Raw genomic sequence first — 18548 nt, 5'->3', positions numbered from 1 at the left:
TATGAATAGAAGAGACGCACTAAAAGGGATAGGTTTGTCATTTGGTTATGTAGTGTCAACTCCAACAATAATAGGCATGCTTCAAAGTTGTAAGACCGAAGCTGCATCTTGGATACCAGTTTTTTTATCAAAAGAGCAAGGCTATGTTCTAAAAAATTTGATTGATTTAATTTTACCTAAAACCGAGGCTACACCTGGAGCTTTAGATGTAAATGTGCCAGAATTTATCGATTTATATGTTTCAAAAACAGCTACAGAAGAAGGAAAAGAAAAGTATAAAAAAGGCTTAAATGCTGTCTTAGAAGAGTTAGGGATGTTAAGTGAAAATCCTCCTGCTTTAAAAACGGAAGATTTTGATACTATTTTATCCAAATACTTAAGAAGTAAACCAGAGCAGCAAAAATCATATAGTGATAAAGAGAAATTGGTTTTAAAAACGTTGGAAGGGTTACGAGGAAGAGCAGTTTGGGCATATAAAACAAGTGAAGAAATTGGCAAAAATGTGTTGGCATACGACCCTGTTCCAGGAGAGCAAAAGGGGTGTATCTCATTAAGCGAAACAAATGGAAGGGCGTGGTCGCTATAAATAATAAATAGATGTATAGAAAATTAAACTTGATAATTGTTATTTCAGCTTCACTTATGGTATTTAGCTGCAAAACAAAGCCTGAAGCAGAAAAGTCAGCACCAAAAACAGAAGATATAGTAACCGAAAATTGGGTTTCTTTATTTAACGGTAAAGATTTAGAAAGTTGGACACCAAAAATTAGAGGTTATGAGTATGGCGATAATATCCATAATACTTTTCGGGTTGAAAACGGAGTTATCAAAGTTTCTTATGATGGGTATGGAGATGAATTTAAAAATAGATTTGGACATTTATATTACAAAGCACCTTTTTCAAATTACAAATTAAAAATACAATATCGTTTTACAGGCACGCAACTTAAAGATGGTCCCGGTTGGGCAACCAGAAATAGCGGTGTTATGATACACTGCGAAGATCCTAAAAAAATAGCCAAAGATCAAAAATTCCCACTTTGTATAGAAGTCCAGATGTTGGGCGGTATTAAGGAGAATGCGAGTAGGGCTACAGGAAATTTATGCACACCTGGAACAAATGTAGTGATGGATGATGAGTTGGTAACTGCACATTGTACTAATTCTAGTTCCGAAACTTATTATGGAGATCAATGGGTAAATCTAGAAGTTGAGGTACACAGTGATTCATTAATTATTCATAAAATTAATGATAAAGAAGTACTCAGGTATTCAAAACCTCAAATTGGTGGAGCAGATATGGATGATTACAATGCAGAATTTAAAAATAAAATAGGAGACGCATTAAAAGGAGGTTATATATCCTTACAAAGTGAAAGTCATCCTGTAGAATTCAGAAATATTGAATTGTTAGAGTTAGAAGATTAATTAAGTATCCTATAAAAGTTCTCTAAGATTTTGTAGGAATAAACACCAAAAATTAAGAATGCAACGTAGAAATTTCCTTAAAAAAACAGCTCTAGCAAGTACTTTTGCTTTAACAAGTTCAACTTTTTACCCACTTACACGTTCAAAACAAACAAATTTGAAAAATGAATTTCCGCTAAAATATGCCCCACATGCTGGGATGTTTAAAAATCTGGCGGGTGATAGTATTATAGACCAACTTAATTTTATGGCCGACCAAGGCTTTACCGCTTTTGAAGATAATCAGATGCGTAAACGACCGATTGCCGAACAAGAAGTCATGGCAAAAACTATGCAAAAGCGAAGTATAGAAATGGGAGTTTTTGTAGCTCATACAATTCATTGGAAAGAAGCAAATTTAGCTTCTGGGAATAAAGAAAAAAGAACAGAGTTTCTATCAGAGATAAAAGCATCTGTTGAGGTTGCAAAACGTGTAAATGCCAAATGGATGACGGTAGTTCCTGGTCATGTTGACCTGCGTCAGAACATGGCGTACCAAACCGAACATGTTGTTGAAACCTTAAAACAGGCCTCGGCCATTTTAGAACCGCATAGCTTAACAATGGTTTTAGAACCATTAAATTTTAGAGACCATCCTGGTTTATTTTTATCAGAATCACCTCAGGCGTATCAAATTTGTAAAGCGGTGGACTCACCATCCTGTAAAATATTATTTGATATCTATCATCAACAAATACAAGAAGGTAATTTAATTCCGAATATCAAACAATCTTGGGATGAAATTGCCTATTTTCAAATTGGTGATAATCCGGGAAGAAAGGAACCAACTACTGGAGAGATTAATTATAAAAATGTTTTTAAATTTATACATTCCAAAAATTATCAAGGAATATTAGGTATGGAACATGGTAATTCTATGAAAGATAAAAAAGGCGAACAAGCCGTAATTAATGCATATAAAGAAGTTTCAAAATTTTAAATAAAAAAAGAATGAGTAAAAAAGGTAAATCAACCAGAAGGTCATTTATTAAAAAATCAGCCGTAGCTGCTGCGGGTATAAGTATTATCCCGAGGCATGTTATGGGAGGTGATGGTTTTGTTCCGCCGAGCGACAAACTAAATATTGCCGGAATCGGTGCTGGTGGAAAAGGTACAAGTGATATTGCCTCTTTCGCAAAAAGTCCTAATGTTAATATTGTTTCCTTTTGTGATGTTGATGATAGACAAGCTGTTAAGTCAAGAAAGTCATTTCCTAAAGCTAGTTACTATAACGATTTTAGAAAAATGCTAGAAAAGGAAGGGAAGAATATTGATGCAGTTTCTGTTTCTACACCAGACCATACTCATGCAGTTGCTGCTTATGCAGCTATGCAAATGGGTAAGCATGTATATGTTCAAAAACCTTTGACACATGATATTTGGGAGGCCAGAATGCTTACCGAAGCTGCAAAAAAATATAAAGTAGTTACCCAAATGGGGAATCAGGGTGGATCAGGTGATGGAGTGCGAAAAATGAAAGAAATTCATGACACGGGAATCATAGGTGATGTGCATACTGTTAAATGTTGGACCAACCGAGCTATTTGGCCACAAGCATTACAAACACCTACAAAAAAGCATAGAATACCTAAAGGGTTAAATTGGGATCTTTGGTTAGGTACCGCAGAAATGCGTGATTATAATGATGCTTATCTGCCTTTTGATTGGAGGGGCTGGTCAGATTTTGGAACGGGTGCACTAGGTGATATGGCTTGCCATATTATGGATCCTGTTTACCGTATACTTCCTATTTTATATCCTGATACTGTAGAATGCAGTGTTTCAGATTCTTTTAAAGGAAAATTTGAAGCTGCTGATTACCCAAAGAGTTTTCCAAATTCTAGTAAAATTCATTTAAAGTACCCAAGAACTGATGGAAAGGGTTCGATAAAAGTTTCGTGGATGGATGGCGGATTATTGCCTGAACGCCCAGATGAATTAGGTGATGATGAGGCATTAGGAAACTGGGATGGTGGCGTACTTTTTATAGGTACTAAAGGAAAATTAATGGCAGATTGTTACGGTGCAAATCCTAGATTACTTCCGTTGACGTTAAATGAACAATTTGAAGTTGAAGAAACCATTGCTAGAGTCCCTGAAGGTCATTATTTACAATGGGTTAATGCATGTATTGCCGGATACGGAAATGCTGAGACTAGCTCTTCTTTTGATTATGCCGGTCCGTTTACCGAAAGTATACTTATTGGAAATTTGGCTTTAAAAGCTTATTTTGAGGTTGATCCTAAGGCAGAGAATAAAGGGTTTTGGGGAGGTTCTAAATATTATGGAAGAAAGCGATTGTTGTGGGATGCCGAGAATATGAAAATTACCAATTTTGATCCGGCCAATAAGTATGTAAAAAGAACCTATAGAGATGGATGGAGTTTGTAAACTTTTTGTCATTCCGAGGCACGAGGAATCTTTTTAATTAAAAGACACATTTAATAGAGTCTTCAATATATTTCATTCTATATTCTGAATGACAGCTTAAAAAAGACCTCACAGATTTTGAAAACCTGTGAGGTCTTTTTTATTAGTTTTTTATCAATTTTTTAGTTGCCACACCTTGTTCAGATTGTAATTTTAGTAAATAAAAAGCAGGCTTTAAATCTGAAATGTCAAATGCATTATTTGACTCAAAATTACCTTTAAACGATTTTACCAATCGTCCTGAAATATCATAAATGTTTACCGTATTGGTTTGGTGGTTAATTTTAAATTCATCGGTAACGGGGTTGGGGTAAATACTTACCAAATCATTAATTGAGATATTCTCCACGCTCAATGTAACAGCACTAGAGGCGTAAATTCTAAATTCACCAGGTTGTAAACTAATAGGTGCACTAGTACTCGATACTGTTAATGTAGTGTTATCATTTAACAAATCGTACCAAGTTCCAGTTTGTTGAAACTCGGGACTTATATTCTGGGCAGTTACTCCAAAATTACCAATAATGGTAATATGTTTTACATCAGGGCTTGTAGCGTCATCTGTCAGATGTATCTTTTTCTGACCGTTTGTTTTGTCAACATCTAAGGTGAAATTATCCGTTTTAAAAATAGGAACTTGCTTTTTTAGTTTGATTAATTTGGTCCAAGTATCATAAATAGCTTTTCGATCGGGTTCATTAAAATATTCCCATTTTATTGGTTTATTTCCGACTCTTCCATTAAAATCGATGCTGATATCATAACCCAATTCGCCAAATTGCCAAATCATTTTAGGTCCGGGAATGGTAAAATAGAAAGCCCCTGCTAATTCCATTCGGTCTAAAGCAGTTTCCAATGTTTTAATATTATATGTGCCACTTGAATTACCAAATTCCAGATTTTTATACATTAAACGTTCTTCATCATGACTTTCCATATAACTCACATTTGCAGGAACTGTCCAGCCTCTATTTTTATAGGAAATCCATGAGAAATCTGATTTTCCCGCATCGTGATAGCCCATTGTTGCTTCACTATAATTACCATTATGATTACCCCAAACCATAATGCCTTTGCCTTCACCTAACCTATAATTAACCCATTGGGTTTCTTCTTGATTGGTACCTAAATGTTCAAAAATGACATAAAAATCATTGTCAACTTCCCATTGGTAATCGGCATAGGTTTTTAAAACAGCTACTCTATCAGCTTGTTCTTGGTTTGTACAATTTTGGTCGCTATCGGTACAGTTTTGTGTAAATCCTTTAGTTAAATCCCATCTAAAACCATCAATTTTATATTCATCAATCCAATATTGAGCGGTACGTTTTACATAGTCTTTTGTGGCTTGTTTACTATGGTTAAAATCGTTAAAAACACTGTAACTATGTGTTGCGTCTGGATTAAAAAACGGACTGTCTGTAGTTGCTTTTCCACCATAACCACCATTGTCTGTATTCCACATTCTGTAATATGGGTTTTGACCCGTAGCATGGTTATACACCACATCTAAAATAACCGCAATTCCTCGTGAATGGCATTCGTCAACCAATTGCTTAAAAGCAGTAGGTGTGCCATAATACTTATCTAACGCCATATGAAAAGAGGGGTTATAACCCCAAGATTCGTTGCCGTCAAATTCACTTACAGGCATTAACTCAATGGCATTTACACCTAGGTCTTGCAGATAATCTAGTCTACCTTTAACTGCATCAAAACTATGCAGTGCATCAAAATCTCGTATGAGTAGTTCATAAATGACCAAATCGGTTTTGGCGGGCGGTTGAAAATTTGTGGTTTGCCAATTATATGGCGTGTCACCAGTTCTTAATAGTGTTACCGCATGATTGGTTTGTCCTGTTGGATATGTTGGTAAATTAGGGTAGGTTGTTGCATTTATAAAACCATCATTGCTTTCATCTAGAATCGTAGTAGAATAAGGGTCTGCAATTCTAATCAATCCATCCACCAAATATTGGTACATGATATTAGTTTGTGGGGTCAGTCCCGTTAGTTCTACCCAAAATCTATCTTTAGAACTGTCTTTTTTTAAGAGGTAATTGGTGTCATCACGTGTCCAATTATTCATTGAGCCAATTAGATTTACGAATTGTTTATCTGGTGCATAGAGTACCAACGTTGCTTTAGTATTATCAGTTGGATTGAGGTTTATGCCGTCTAACATTCCTGTCGGAACAGGAGCTTCCGTAACGGTTGGTACGATAATAGTACCTACATTTACTACTTTGTCTTGTGATTTTTTATCGCCATCACCATTTTTAGCTTTTACTAAAAAACCAATACTGGTCATTCCTGTTCTTCCATAAAAGGTGGTTGGTGTAAACGTAATGGAATAGTTATTGCCACTCTTGGTTAGTTTATGAGCCTCATTAGAATTTTGCCAAGTACCATTATTTGGGGCATCCATTTGACTGCCGCCTGCAGTTGACCATGCCCAAAGATAAACATCAGTTACTCCCCAAGCTGCTTGCGGGTCTAAATCAGTAACTGTAATAGTGATTTGATCAGTTTCCTCAAAAGGTGTTGGGGCTACTGTAAAGGTTACTGTTTGCTGTTGGGCAAAAGTAAAGACGCTGGTAAATAAAAATAATACGAGTAGTTTTTTTTTCATAGTAATATTTTTTTCATATTCGATCATATTTATGAGATTCTTCGCTTCGTTTTTCTCCGCTCTGAATGACAAATAAATAAAAAGGCTGTTTATTCAAACACAAACAGCCTTTTAAATAAAATAAGAACAAAGTTAATTTTAACTAACTATTCCATTGTATAAGTAGGACTGCTAGGATCGCTAAAGTCCAGTACAAAATTATAAGTACCAGCAGTTACAGCAATATTATTACCATCGTCTGTATCCAATACATTATCACCATTAGCATCTCCATAATTAACATCCCAAGCATCATTTTGTCTAAATTTAATTTCACCATCAACTAAGGTCATATTATTTAAGTACCAAACACCGTCTTGACCATAATCTAATTTGAATTTAGTGTCAGGGCCATCCCAGCCATTCGGAGTTGCACTACCGACAATTCCCCAAACATCAATTGATTCTAATGAATATGAGAAATCATTAAAGTTAACAGTAACTAAATAAGTGTCGGCAGTTACCGCTATGTTGTTATCTCCATCCGTATCTAAAACATTATCCCCATTAGCATCTCCATAATTAACTCCCCAGTCATTATTTTGACGAACTTTAATTTCACCATCAACTAAACTAACAATTGCTTTCCATGTGTCTGAAAAAGGATCATACTCCAAAGGTACATCTGGACCATCCCATCCGTTTGGTGTCGCTGAACCTACTAAGCCCCAAGTAAAAGGTTCTATAGTATAAGTTAAGGCACCAAGGTTAAATGTAATTTTATAAGTTCCAGCATTTACGGCAATATTATCACCGTTCTCTTCCAACGTGTTATCAGCACCTGTGTCTCCATAGTTTAAATCCCAAGAATTATTCTCTCTAAACTTAATTTCACCATCGGCTAGCATAACATAAGCCACATATACATCAGCAGTACTTGTTTTATAAAAAGGCATATCAGGACCATCCCAGCCATTAGTTGTGGCAGAACCTACAACTCCCCAAGTTGTAGATAGATCTAATTTATCTTGATAGGCTGTTGCATTTAGTGTCATAACACTAGATTCTACGCCATGGTAATCACCCAGTTCGGCTACAACTTTTACTTCAACATCAGTAGCTGTGCCTTCCTCTAATTCCAAATTCAACAATATAGAATTTAACTCGGCTACGGTAAAAGATTTTTGCAATTCCTTACCTGTAGTAACAGTCTCAGGCTCACTAAAGTTGTCTCCTGCATTATCCATGTAAATGGTATAAGATGGAGCCGCGTTATAGCCAAAATTAGGTTGTGTCCATGTAATAGTCAATGCTTCGCCGTCAGCATTGTCACGTTCTAAAACTACGCTAGCATTTGATAAATTTGCAGTAACGCTAGCACTTGAGTTTAACTCAGTTAAAGGAGCATTATCATCACAGCTTACCATGACTAGTGGAGCTACTACTAATAGTAATAATTTATAAAATATATTTTTCATCTTTTATTTTTTTATAATTAGTAACCTGAATTTTGTTTCAAATTCGGATTCGAATTTAAATCTGTAGATGGTATTGGAAATAAATCTAAATGATTTGAAGTACTTACTCCGTCTTTAGAACCACCTTTCCAAGGCCAAGTATAACCACCATCGGTAAATCTTCCATATCTAATCAAATCCGTTCTACGGTGTCCTTCCCAATATAATTCTCTTGCTCTTTCGTCAAGGATAAGGTCTAAATCTATTGAGGTAACTAAAACAGGACTATTTGCTCTTGTTCTTAATTCGTTTATATAGCCTATTGCAGTAGCTTCATCTCCACCAGTTCCACCTCTTAACACAGCCTCTGCATACATTAAATATACATCTGCTAGTCGGAACAATGGAAAATCGGTATCGGTAAAATCCCCTTTCGTATCTGATCCAGGATTGCCGTCTCTATCTACATTTTTGAATTTAGTTATAGCATAACCTTCGGTAAAGGTTGGGATTTCTTCAATTTCTAAATTTTGTCCGTCGGTATGAAACATGGCTCTTGAATCTGCCAATAGCTCCATGGTAAAACTTTGATCTGCTGTATTGATTGTAATTCTGTACAATCCGGCAGTAACATTAATATTACTTCCGTTATCACCAAAATCGCTGCCCCAAGTGTTATCAGGCCTGAATTTAATTTCAGCATCAGGTAATTGATAATAAGCTTGATATACATTTGCCGTTCCTGTTTGATAAAGTGTCATGTCCGGCTGCCCGCCCCAATCGGTTAGGTCACCAACAATACCCCAGTTTGAAGCTGCTCCAATAGCATTATTGGCAGCAGTGCTATTAAAGTCATAATTAAACAAGTTAACTAAAGCTTTTGTAGTTCTATTACCGCCCCAGCCTCCATTGACACCGAAATCGGCCGGAACCATAGAGCCACCTATAGCGGCATGGATTAAAAAGGTTGTACCTCCATAGGATTGTGTACGTAAACCATCAAAAGCTATAGGGAAAATTACCCCATCAGCAGTATGATTATCTGCTAAGAATAAGTTTTCGTACTCAGATTCCAACGTATAACCGGCATTAATAATTTTATTGGCATAACTAATAGCTTCGGTATATTTTGCTTGATCTGCATAAACTTCTGCATTTAGATATAGTCTTGTTAATAATGCCCAAGCCCCAGCTTTGTCTACTCTAGCATATTCGTTTGCCTTTGGAGCTACCAATTCACTTTCAATAGCCAACAACTCGCTTTCTACAAAATTAAATAAATCAGCTCTACTCATTTGTTCAGGTGTCCAGAACCCAATAGGGTCATCTTCATCAATAAAAGGAACATTGCCAAAAAAGTCAAGTGCGTGGTAATAACTCAGTGCTCTCAAAAAACGAGCTTCTGCACGATAGGTATTTATATCGTTCAATAATTCGCCATCAACACCTCTACCACTTAAAACATCTGGTGTGGTTTGCTTTAAAAAAGCACTACATGCTTTTATTTGATAAAAAATTCTATCGTATAATGCTCTGACAAATTCATTGCCAGAATTCCAATCGTGTTCGTGATAATCAGGTAAGCTACCATCAGCCCAGCCAATAACAGCCTCGTCTGTAGTTACTTCTTGTGCTAACCAATACTGTCTTAAATACTGGCTAAAACCTTCGTCAATACCTGAAATATCGGGTAAACCTGCCGGGCCTTGTTGACCACTAATAGCTAAACCTGCATATAATTTAGCCAATACCTGTTTATAAGAAGCAGGATTGTCAAATACTTCGTCCGCCAAAGCGATATCATCATCATTGGGTTTTGTATCCAAATCTTTTAAACACGATGTTAAGGTAAACAAACCTAACATTACGCTTAAAAATGTTATTTTAAAAATGTGTTTTTTCATCTTTATCTATTTAAAAGTTTAAATTAAGACCCAAAGTGTATATTCTCGGTCTAGGATAAATATTATAATCAATTCCTCCGAAAACTTCAGGGTCTAAACCTTCGTAATCAGTAATAATCAATACATTTTGTACAGTAGCATTTAGTTTTAGGTTTGTACCTTCACCAAATACACTGTTAAAATTATAACCAATACCTACATTGTCCAATTTAACAAATGAAGCATCTTGTACATAATAATCAGATAGATACCTTTCTGTACCACCGTTAATAAAATCTGTTTCTAATACATTTTCTACACCATTTGAAATAACTTCTGGAAAGGCTGTATTTAATAAATTAAGTTTAAATCCAAGGTTAGAATCTACGTTGTTATAAACATAGTTTCCAAAACTACCCCTCCAAGACATGGTAAAGTTAAAGTTCTTATAATTTAAGTCTGTAGAAAAACCAGCAGTAATATCAGCAGTTGGTTTTTCAAATCGATATCTATCTCCTAAATCAATAATACCATTATCATTACGATCTACATAAACATCTTCTAACGGTTTACCATTGGCATCATAAACTTGCTCATATACATAAAATGAGTTTGGAGCATATCCAACCGTATGTATTTGAATATTATTACCTACACCACCAGAAAAACCACCAACAGGTTCACCAACATAGTCAGGACTTTCGTTAGTAGTTAATTTTGTGATTTCAGTATCGCTCCATGCACCGTTTAAAGATAATGTTAAATCCAAATCATCGGTTTGAATAGGAATTAAATTTAAAGTCAGCTCAATACCTTTATTTTCCAGACTACCAATGTTAGCAAAATCAGCATTAGATAATGATGAACCCGCAGGGAATGGTATAAAGTTTAATAGATCGACAGTTTCTCTAAAATAACCATCAATACTACCGTTAATTCTATCATTAATAAAACCAAAATCTAAACCGACATTGTAAGTAGTTGTTTCTTCCCATTTTAATGTGGTATTATACGGTTCTGCTCTATACGTTGATATAAAACCATTACCAAATTGATATTGGGCGGTATTAGTACTTAATAAGTAGGTAGCAAGAGCAGGATGATAATCGTCTCCAATATCTTGTTGTCCAGTAACACCCCAACCTAAACGTAATTTTAGGTCAGAAATAGTATTGGAGTCTTGTAAGAAAGATTCTTCTTTCATTTTCCAAGCAAAAGCTGCTGACGGAAAATGTCCCCATTTATTATCACCTCTAAATCTTGATGACCCATCTGTTCTGTAAGTAAGTGTAAATAAATATTTATTGGCCAGAGTATAATTTAACCTACCAAAAAACGATTGAAGGTTCAGTACATTAGAATAGTCGTTTACTTGACTTATGTTACTGTCTTGTATGTCACTAATATCTCCACCTTCATTTAAAAAGTTCTGATAAGAATAACCTGCCATAAAATCTATTTTACTGTTAATAGACTCGATGTCCTTAACATAATTCAAATAAAAATCTAACAACTTATTTTCTTTTTGTTGATCGTATGTAGCCATATTGCCTAAGTTAGTACCATCTGCTAATTCTGTAGTCGCAGAATTGAAAATATTATTCTTGCCTTTTGAACTTGATTTATCAATACCTACATTAAGATTTGCTCTCAATTCTGGTAAAAAATGTAATTTATAATCAAATTGAACATTTCCAATTAGACGTTGAACACTTGATGTATTTCTTCTTTGTTCTAACAGTGCCAATGGATTTTTAGGAGCACCTACTTTAATCGCTCTACCATCTACAGCACTTGTCCACTCAAAATAGCCACCAAATGGTAGGCTATTGTCATAAACAGGTTGTGTAGGGTCAAAAGAAATGGCATTACCTATGGCTCCTTGATCTGCAAAACGATTGGCAATTAATGAAGCCTTCGCGTTTACATCAACCTTTAATTTATTATCAAAGAATTTAGTACCAACATTAAGTGCATAAGTTCCTCTCTCTAACTTAGAAGTTTTTAAAGTACCATTCAAGTTGGTATAACCAATAGAACCCCTAACGTTAATTTTATTACTACCGCCTGACAGGCTAATGTTATGATCGGTACCAACACCTGTTTGAAAAATAAGGTCTTGCCAATTGTTGTTCTGATTGCCCAATAAAGCAACATCAGTAGCAGTGCCATTAGCATTTACATAGGCTTTATAATCATCTACTGACATAGCATCAACAAACTGTACGTTTTCTTGTACGGAAACATTTGCGGTATAATTGGCTTTAATACCACCACTTTTACCTTTCTTTGTTGTGATTATAATTACTCCGTTAGATGCTCTAGAACCATAAATAGCCGTAGCAGAAGCATCCTTTAAAATACTATACGATTCAATATCGTTTGGGTTTACGATGTTTAAGGGGTTTCTAGTACCAGACACACCATCGTTATCAATAGGAATTCCGTCAATAACAATTAAAGGATTGTTAGTTGCACTTAATGAAGAACCACCTCTAATACGTATACTACTTCCCGTACCGGGAGCTCCACCTCCAGTAGTTACTTGTACACCAGCAACTTTACCAACCAACAATTGTTCAGGAGAAGCAATGGCACCCTTATTAATATCTTCAGCCTTTACTGAAGAAACAGAGCCCGTTGCATCTTTTTTGGTAGTAGTACCATAACCTATAATTACCACTTCTTCCAAACTTTCGGCAGACTCTTCCATTGCCACATTAATGTCGGCATTAGAATTTATGGTAACTTCTAAATTGTTAAACCCTATAAATGAAAACACCAGTATATCTCCGATATTTACATTGTCTATGGTGTATAAACCGTCAAAATCCGTTACAGTACCGTTAACAGTACCTTTAACGATAACATTCACCCCGGGTAATTCCATACCTGTGGCCTTGTCGGTTACCTTTCCTTTTACGCTAATTTGAGCCGAGGCTATTAGTGGAAAAAGAAATAACATGCCCAATAAGGCATTCTTAAAATTTCTCATTTAATTTAATTTGAGTTAATACTAATTAAAATCAATACTTTTAACATTTCACGTTGTAAAACTACACCCTAAACACTACATTAACAAATGCGAAACAGTACGAAAACGGTTTCGTGTTGATAACTTTTTGTATTTTTGGTTGAATTCTAGTGTGAAAAAAGTGAAATCAATAAAAAACAACCAATTTTATTGGAATTTTTTAAAATATAGATGAAAGGTAAAATAACATTAAAAGATATAGCGAAAGAATTAGAGGTGTCAACTTCAACGGTTTCTAAGGCATTAAATGATAGCCATGAAATTAGTGAGGAGTTGAGAGAAAAGATAAAAGCTTTTGCTGATTTTTATCATTATCGGCCTAACATGACTGCTTTAAAATTAAGGAATAAAAAGACCATGATTATTGGCGTAATTATTCCAGAAATTGTGCATCATTTCTTTTCAGAAATTATCAGTGGTATTGAAAAAATGGCTAACGGTAAAAATTATAATGTCATGGTCTGTGTGTCTAATGAATCGTATGAAAAGGAAAAATTAAACCTTGAGATGCTATCTAACGGAAGTGTTGATGGAGTGCTAGTTTCCATTGCCAAAGAAACCCTAGAGTTAGGTAATTTTGATCATTTTAAAGAGTTGGAAGATTACAATATTCCACTCGTTTTATTTGATAGGATTGCAGAGGAAGTGCATTGCGACAAAGTTGTGGTTGATGATGAAGAAGCAGGTTATAAAGCTACTAAGTATTTTATGGATATTGGACGTAAGCGAATCTGTATTTTAACTACGCCAACTCATGTAAACGTAGGTGCGTTACGGACGCTAGGTTATAAAAAAGCCATTAAAGAAGCGGGTCTGGAAATTGATAATAGCTTAATTTTTAAAGTAAACGATAAGACAGATATAAATTTACAGATTCAAACCTATTTTAATAGTTTGGAAGTTTGGCCCGATGCCGTTTTAGGTGTGAACGAAATTTATGCAGCTATAGCTATGAAAGTTGCAAAAGAGAAAAAACTTAAAATTCCGGAAGATGTTGCTATAATGGGATTTACCGATGGGTTAATATCTCAGTTTTCAACACCTGCTCTATCTACAGTTGTGCAGCATGGTTTTATGATGGGGGAGCAAGCTGCAGAAATGCTGTTGGATAGAATTCAAAAAGATGAATCCGTAGTAAAATTTAATCAAAAAGTGATTTCTACAGATTTGAAGATTAGAGAATCGACAGAAAAAACGGAATAAAAATTAACTTATAAATAAAAAATTTATATCTTTGAACCTCAAAACGAAAGTTTTACAATATACTTTTTACACTTCACACAAAAAATAAGCTAATAATTTTTATTGGTTTATAATCTTTTTATTGATATTTTTTATGGAAAAAAGGAAACTAAGTTTCTGGCAAATCTGGAACATGAGTTTTGGATTTCTCGGGATTCAAATGGGCTTTGCATTACAGAATGCCAATGCCAGCCGGATACTCCAAATTTTTGGTGCTGATGTACATGAACTTTCATGGTTTTGGATTATAGCTCCGTTAATGGGCTTGATAGTTCAACCAATTGTTGGTCATTATAGTGATAAGACCTGGGGAAAATTTGGCAGAAGAAAACCTTACTTTTTGGTCGGAGCAATACTAGCCTCAATTGGACTGATATTAATGCCTCAAGCAGATATTTTTGTCGCATTTTTACCCGCTCTTTGGGTAGGTGCAGGATTTTTAATGATAATGGACGCTTCCTTTAATATTGCTATGGAACCTTTTAGGGCATTGGTCGGAGATAATTTAAGAACGGATCAAAGAACGGCTGGGTTTAGTGTCCAAACAGCTTTGATCGGTTTTGGTGCGGTACTCGGTTCTTGGTTACCTTATGTATTGACCAATTGGTTTAATATTTCAAACCAATCGGATAGTGGAAGTGTACCGATGAACTTAATTTTATCCTTTGTAATAGGTGCGGTTATTTTAGTAGGCTCTATTTTAATTACTGTTTTTACAACCAAAGAATATTCGCCCGAAGAATTAGAACAAATTGAAGCTGTGTTGGCCGAAGATGCCATTATAGAAAAGTTAGCAGAAGAAAAGAAATCGAGTTTATTGGACATTTTTGAAGATTTCGCAAAAATGCCGGCTACAATGAAACAATTAAGTTGGGTACAGTTCTTTTCTTGGTTTGGGCTTTTTGGAATGTGGGTGTTTGCCGTACCTGCTATTGCACAACATATTTACGGATTACCAGTATCTGACAGTAGTAGTAAAACCTATCAAGATGCTGGAGACTGGGTAGGGATTTTATTTGGGGTCTATAATTTAGTGTCTGCAATTTTTGCTTTTACCTTACCATATATTGCTAAAAAAATTGGCAGAAAAAAAACACATTCTGTTTCGCTTATTATTGGTGGTTTAGGCCTGATTTCTATCTATTTTATGCCTAATGAGAACTGGCTTATCCTGTCTATGGTAGGTATTGGAATAGCTTGGGCTAGTATTTTAGCAATGCCTTATGCAATTTTAGCAGGTTCGATCAATCCAAAGAAGATGGGCGTATATATGGGTATTTTTAATTTTTTTATTGTTATCCCACAGATAATAAATGCCCTAATAGGAGGGCCATTGGTAAAGCATTTGTATAACGATCAAGCGGTTTTAGCATTGGTAACAAGCGGTATAAGTTTTTTGATTGCCGCTGTGTTGGTTGTGAAAGTAAAAGATGTTGATGAAAAATTGATTCAAAATTAAATGAGTAAAAAAGCAATTATATTCGATCTAGACGGTGTAATAGTTGACACCGCTAAGTATCATTATTTAGCATGGAAAAACTTGGCTAATGAGCTGGGTTTTGATTTTACGGAAAAACAAAACGAACAGTTAAAAGGGGTAAGTCGTGTAAAATCACTCGAAATATTATTAAGCATTGGTAACACTAATTTAAGTAATACCAAAAAAGATGAGCTATTAATTGAAAAAAATAAAGAATATCTAGAAGAGGTCAATCAAATGACTGCTGATGAAATTTTGCCAGGCATTGTTGAGTTACTAGACTTTTTAGAGGCAGAAAACATAAAATTTGCTCTGGGATCTGCTAGTAAAAATGCACCTTTGATATTAAAAAAAGTAGGATTATATGAGCGGTTTTCTGCTATTGTAGATGGAAATGATGTCAGTAAGGCAAAGCCAGACCCCGAAGTGTTTTTAATTGCCGCAGAAAAATTAAATAGAGGGCCTAAAAATTGTATCGTCTTTGAAGATGCCATTGCCGGGGTACAAGCCGCAAATGCCGCGGGAATGATTTCAATTGGTATAGGCGATAAAGAAACATTGCATGAAGCGGACTATGTGTTTTCCGATACTTCCAAAATAGAAATTGATCTGATAAAAAAATTAATAAACAACAAGTAGCAACCAATGAATCAAGAATATATAAAACCCGATGAATGGTCAATTATTGAAGAAGGATTTGACCCTGAAACTGTAAAGTCTTCCGAAAGTTTGTTCAGCATCGGTAACGGTGCCATGGGCCAACGTGCCAATTTTGAAGAGAAATACTCTGGGCCAACTTTTCAGGGTAGTTATATTGCCGGAGTATATTATCCCGATAAAACTCGGGTTGGGTGGTGGAAAAATGGTTATCCCGAATATTTCGCAAAAGTATTAAATGCCCCAAATTGGATAGGAATCAACGTGGCGATAAACGGTGAACAATTGGATTTGTTCAAATGTAAAAAAGTTGAGAATTTTAAAAGAGAACTCAACATGAAAGAGGGGTGGTTGTCACGTAGCTTCAAAGCAACATTAAAAAGTGGTATCGAAATTCAAGTGGACGTTAAGCGTTTTTTGAGTTTGAACTTAGATGAAGTAGGTGCAATTTCCTATTCGGTAACACCGCTAAGCGGTGACGCAAATATTTTGTTCGAACCTTATTTGGATAGTGGTATTACTAATGAGGACTCTAATTGGGACGATACTTTTTGGAATACCGTTAAAGTTACACAAAATGGTCATCAGGCCTTTATTGAGGGACATACCATGAAAACCGAATTCCACACCTGCACGTTTATGGAATCGCAATTTTTTCTGAACAAAACCGTGTTGGAGATTAAACCTATTAAAAGAAAAAAGCCAAAGTTTATTGCTAATATGTATGAACATGATGTAAAGCAAAATGAAACCTTTACTATACATAAATTTGGAGGCTATACTGTAGACAGGAATCATGCTAAAAATAAGTTGGTTGACACAGCACAAAAAATTTTGGTTCAAGCAAAAAAAATGGGTTTTGAAGGATTACTAGATAAGCAAAAACAATCTTGGGCAACTATTTGGGAGATGGCGGATATTACGATTGATGGTGATGTGAAGGCACAACAGGGTATTCGATTTAATATTTTTCAGTTAAATCAAACGTATTTAGGTAAAGATTCACGATTAAATATCGGACCTAAAGGATTTACAGGCGAAAAATATGGTGGTAGCACCTATTGGGATACCGAAGCGTATTGTATTCCTTTTTACATGGCTACCAAAGATCAGCAAGTGGCTCGGAATTTATTAAAATACAGATATAACCACTTAGAGAAAGCCATCGAAAATGCTGAAAAGTTAGGTTTTGAAAATGGAGCAGCGTTATACCCAATGGTAACCATGAACGGCGAAGAATGCCATAACGAATGGGAAATTACTTTTGAGGAAATTCACCGTAATGGAGCTATCGCTTTTGCTATTTTTAATTATTACCGTTATACCGGAGATTACAGCTATATTCCAGAAAAAGGCTTGGAAGTTTTAATAGGCATAGCAAGATTTTGGCACCAGCGTGCTAATTTTTCTGCTGCAAAGAACAAATATGTAATCCTTGGAGTTACCGGACCGAACGAATATGAAAATAATGTAAATAATAATTTTTACACCAATTATACTGCTCAATGGTGTATCAATTATGCCTTAGAAAATATCAAAATAGTAGAGAAAGATTTTGTCTCAGATTATAAGAGAATTTTTGATACAACTAATATTTCTGATGCAGAATTGAAGCAATGGAAAAAAGTAGCGGATAATATGTACTTTCCTTTTTCAGAAGAGCATAATGTTTATTTACAACAAGATGGTTTTTTAGATAAGGAATTGATTACGGTATCCGATTTGGACAAATCGCAAAGACCCATAAACCAAAAATGGTCTTGGGATAGAATTTTGCGTTCTCCTTATATAAAACAGGCAGATGTTCTGCAAGGATTTTACTTCTTTGAAGATGAATTTACCGCAGAAGAATTTGAACGTCATTTTGATTTTTATGAACCGTTTACCGTTCATGAGAGTTCCTTGTCACCTTGTGTACACAGTATTCAAGCGGCAAAATTAAATAGAATGGATCAGGCCTATGAATTCTATTTGCGTACTTCTCGTTTGGATTTGGATGATTATAATCATGAAGTTGAAGAAGGTTTACATATCACTTCTATGGCGGGTACATGGATGAGCATTGTAGAAGGTTTTGGCGGTATGCGTATTAAAGATGACACCTTATCTTTTGAAACAAAAATACCAAAACAATGGCAATCATATTCGTTTAAAGTGAACTTTAGGAACAACATCATTAAAGTAAATGTGAGTCAAGACGAAACCAATTTTGAATTGTTAAGTGGCAACGACCTTGATATTTTAGTGAATAGTAAATCGGTCAAAGTAACCAAGAAATAATTATTAA

The 18548-nt window shown here is 35.1% G+C and carries 12 protein-coding genes; 8 read left to right on the top strand and 4 right to left on the bottom strand.

Annotated features, from left to right (window positions below; genetic code table 11):
- The first annotated feature begins 1 nt into the window (after position 1).
- From U5A88_RS11635 to U5A88_RS11620, 4 genes are read left to right on the top strand one after another with little or no spacing between them, the layout of a single operon-like run.
- Positions 2-586, top strand: coding sequence for a gluconate 2-dehydrogenase subunit 3 family protein (locus U5A88_RS11635; RefSeq protein ID WP_354206617.1), 585 nt, complete (start codon positions 2-4; stop codon positions 584-586).
- Positions 587-597: 11 nt separating this feature from the next.
- Positions 598-1428, top strand: coding sequence for a 3-keto-disaccharide hydrolase (locus U5A88_RS11630; protein WP_354206615.1), 831 nt, complete (start codon positions 598-600; stop codon positions 1426-1428).
- Between the two features lie 58 nt (positions 1429-1486).
- Positions 1487-2407 (top strand): hydroxypyruvate isomerase family protein, encoded by a 921-nt coding sequence (locus U5A88_RS11625; RefSeq protein ID WP_354206613.1) that lies wholly within the window; start codon positions 1487-1489, stop codon positions 2405-2407.
- An 11-nt stretch (positions 2408-2418) separates the two neighbouring features.
- Complete coding sequence (locus U5A88_RS11620; RefSeq protein WP_354206611.1) at positions 2419-3858, top strand: Gfo/Idh/MocA family protein; 1440 nt, start codon at positions 2419-2421, stop codon at positions 3856-3858.
- A 142-nt stretch (positions 3859-4000) separates the two neighbouring features.
- On the opposite strand, the gene U5A88_RS11615 is transcribed toward U5A88_RS11620, so the two are convergent.
- From U5A88_RS11615 to U5A88_RS11600, 4 genes are all read right to left on the bottom strand, one after another.
- Complete coding sequence (locus tag U5A88_RS11615) at positions 4001-6529, bottom strand: alpha-amylase family glycosyl hydrolase (protein ID WP_354206609.1); 2529 nt, start codon at positions 6527-6529, stop codon at positions 4001-4003.
- A gap of 146 nt (positions 6530-6675) precedes the next feature.
- The gene (locus U5A88_RS11610) at positions 6676-7986 is read right to left on the bottom strand and encodes a SusE domain-containing protein (protein ID WP_354206607.1); all 1311 of its coding nucleotides are present in this window, start codon (positions 7984-7986) and stop codon (positions 6676-6678) included.
- 17 nt (positions 7987-8003) lie between these two features.
- A complete protein-coding gene (locus U5A88_RS11605; RefSeq protein WP_354206605.1) occupies positions 8004-9869 on the bottom strand; it encodes a RagB/SusD family nutrient uptake outer membrane protein in 1866 nt (621 codons plus the stop codon).
- A gap of 10 nt (positions 9870-9879) precedes the next feature.
- Positions 9880-12843 (bottom strand): SusC/RagA family TonB-linked outer membrane protein, encoded by a 2964-nt coding sequence (locus U5A88_RS11600; protein ID WP_354206603.1) that lies wholly within the window; start codon positions 12841-12843, stop codon positions 9880-9882.
- 210 nt (positions 12844-13053) lie between these two features.
- Between U5A88_RS11600 and U5A88_RS11595 the strand changes: the two genes are divergently transcribed.
- The 4 genes from U5A88_RS11595 to U5A88_RS11580 all read left to right on the top strand — a co-directional run bounded on the left by U5A88_RS11595 (position 13054) and on the right by U5A88_RS11580 (position 18541).
- On the top strand, positions 13054-14085 hold the full coding sequence (locus tag U5A88_RS11595) for a LacI family DNA-binding transcriptional regulator (RefSeq protein ID WP_354206601.1): 1032 nt from the start codon (positions 13054-13056) through the stop codon (positions 14083-14085).
- Between the two features lie 133 nt (positions 14086-14218).
- The gene (locus U5A88_RS11590; RefSeq protein WP_354206599.1) at positions 14219-15583 is read left to right on the top strand and encodes an MFS transporter; all 1365 of its coding nucleotides are present in this window, start codon (positions 14219-14221) and stop codon (positions 15581-15583) included.
- On the top strand, positions 15584-16243 hold the full coding sequence (gene pgmB / locus U5A88_RS11585) for a beta-phosphoglucomutase (RefSeq protein ID WP_354206597.1): 660 nt from the start codon (positions 15584-15586) through the stop codon (positions 16241-16243).
- Positions 16244-16249: 6 nt separating this feature from the next.
- Positions 16250-18541: a glycoside hydrolase family 65 protein gene (locus U5A88_RS11580; RefSeq protein ID WP_354206595.1), complete on the top strand. Its 2292-nt coding sequence runs from the start codon at positions 16250-16252 to the stop codon at positions 18539-18541.
- Positions 18542-18548: the final 7 nt, after the last annotated feature.

It is taken from the genome of Aureibaculum sp. 2308TA14-22, assembly GCF_040538665.1.
GTDB lineage: Bacteria > Bacteroidota > Bacteroidia > Flavobacteriales > Flavobacteriaceae > Aureibaculum.
The sequence above is the reverse complement of the archived record's forward strand: the minus strand, read 5'-3'. Positions and strand labels throughout refer to the sequence as shown.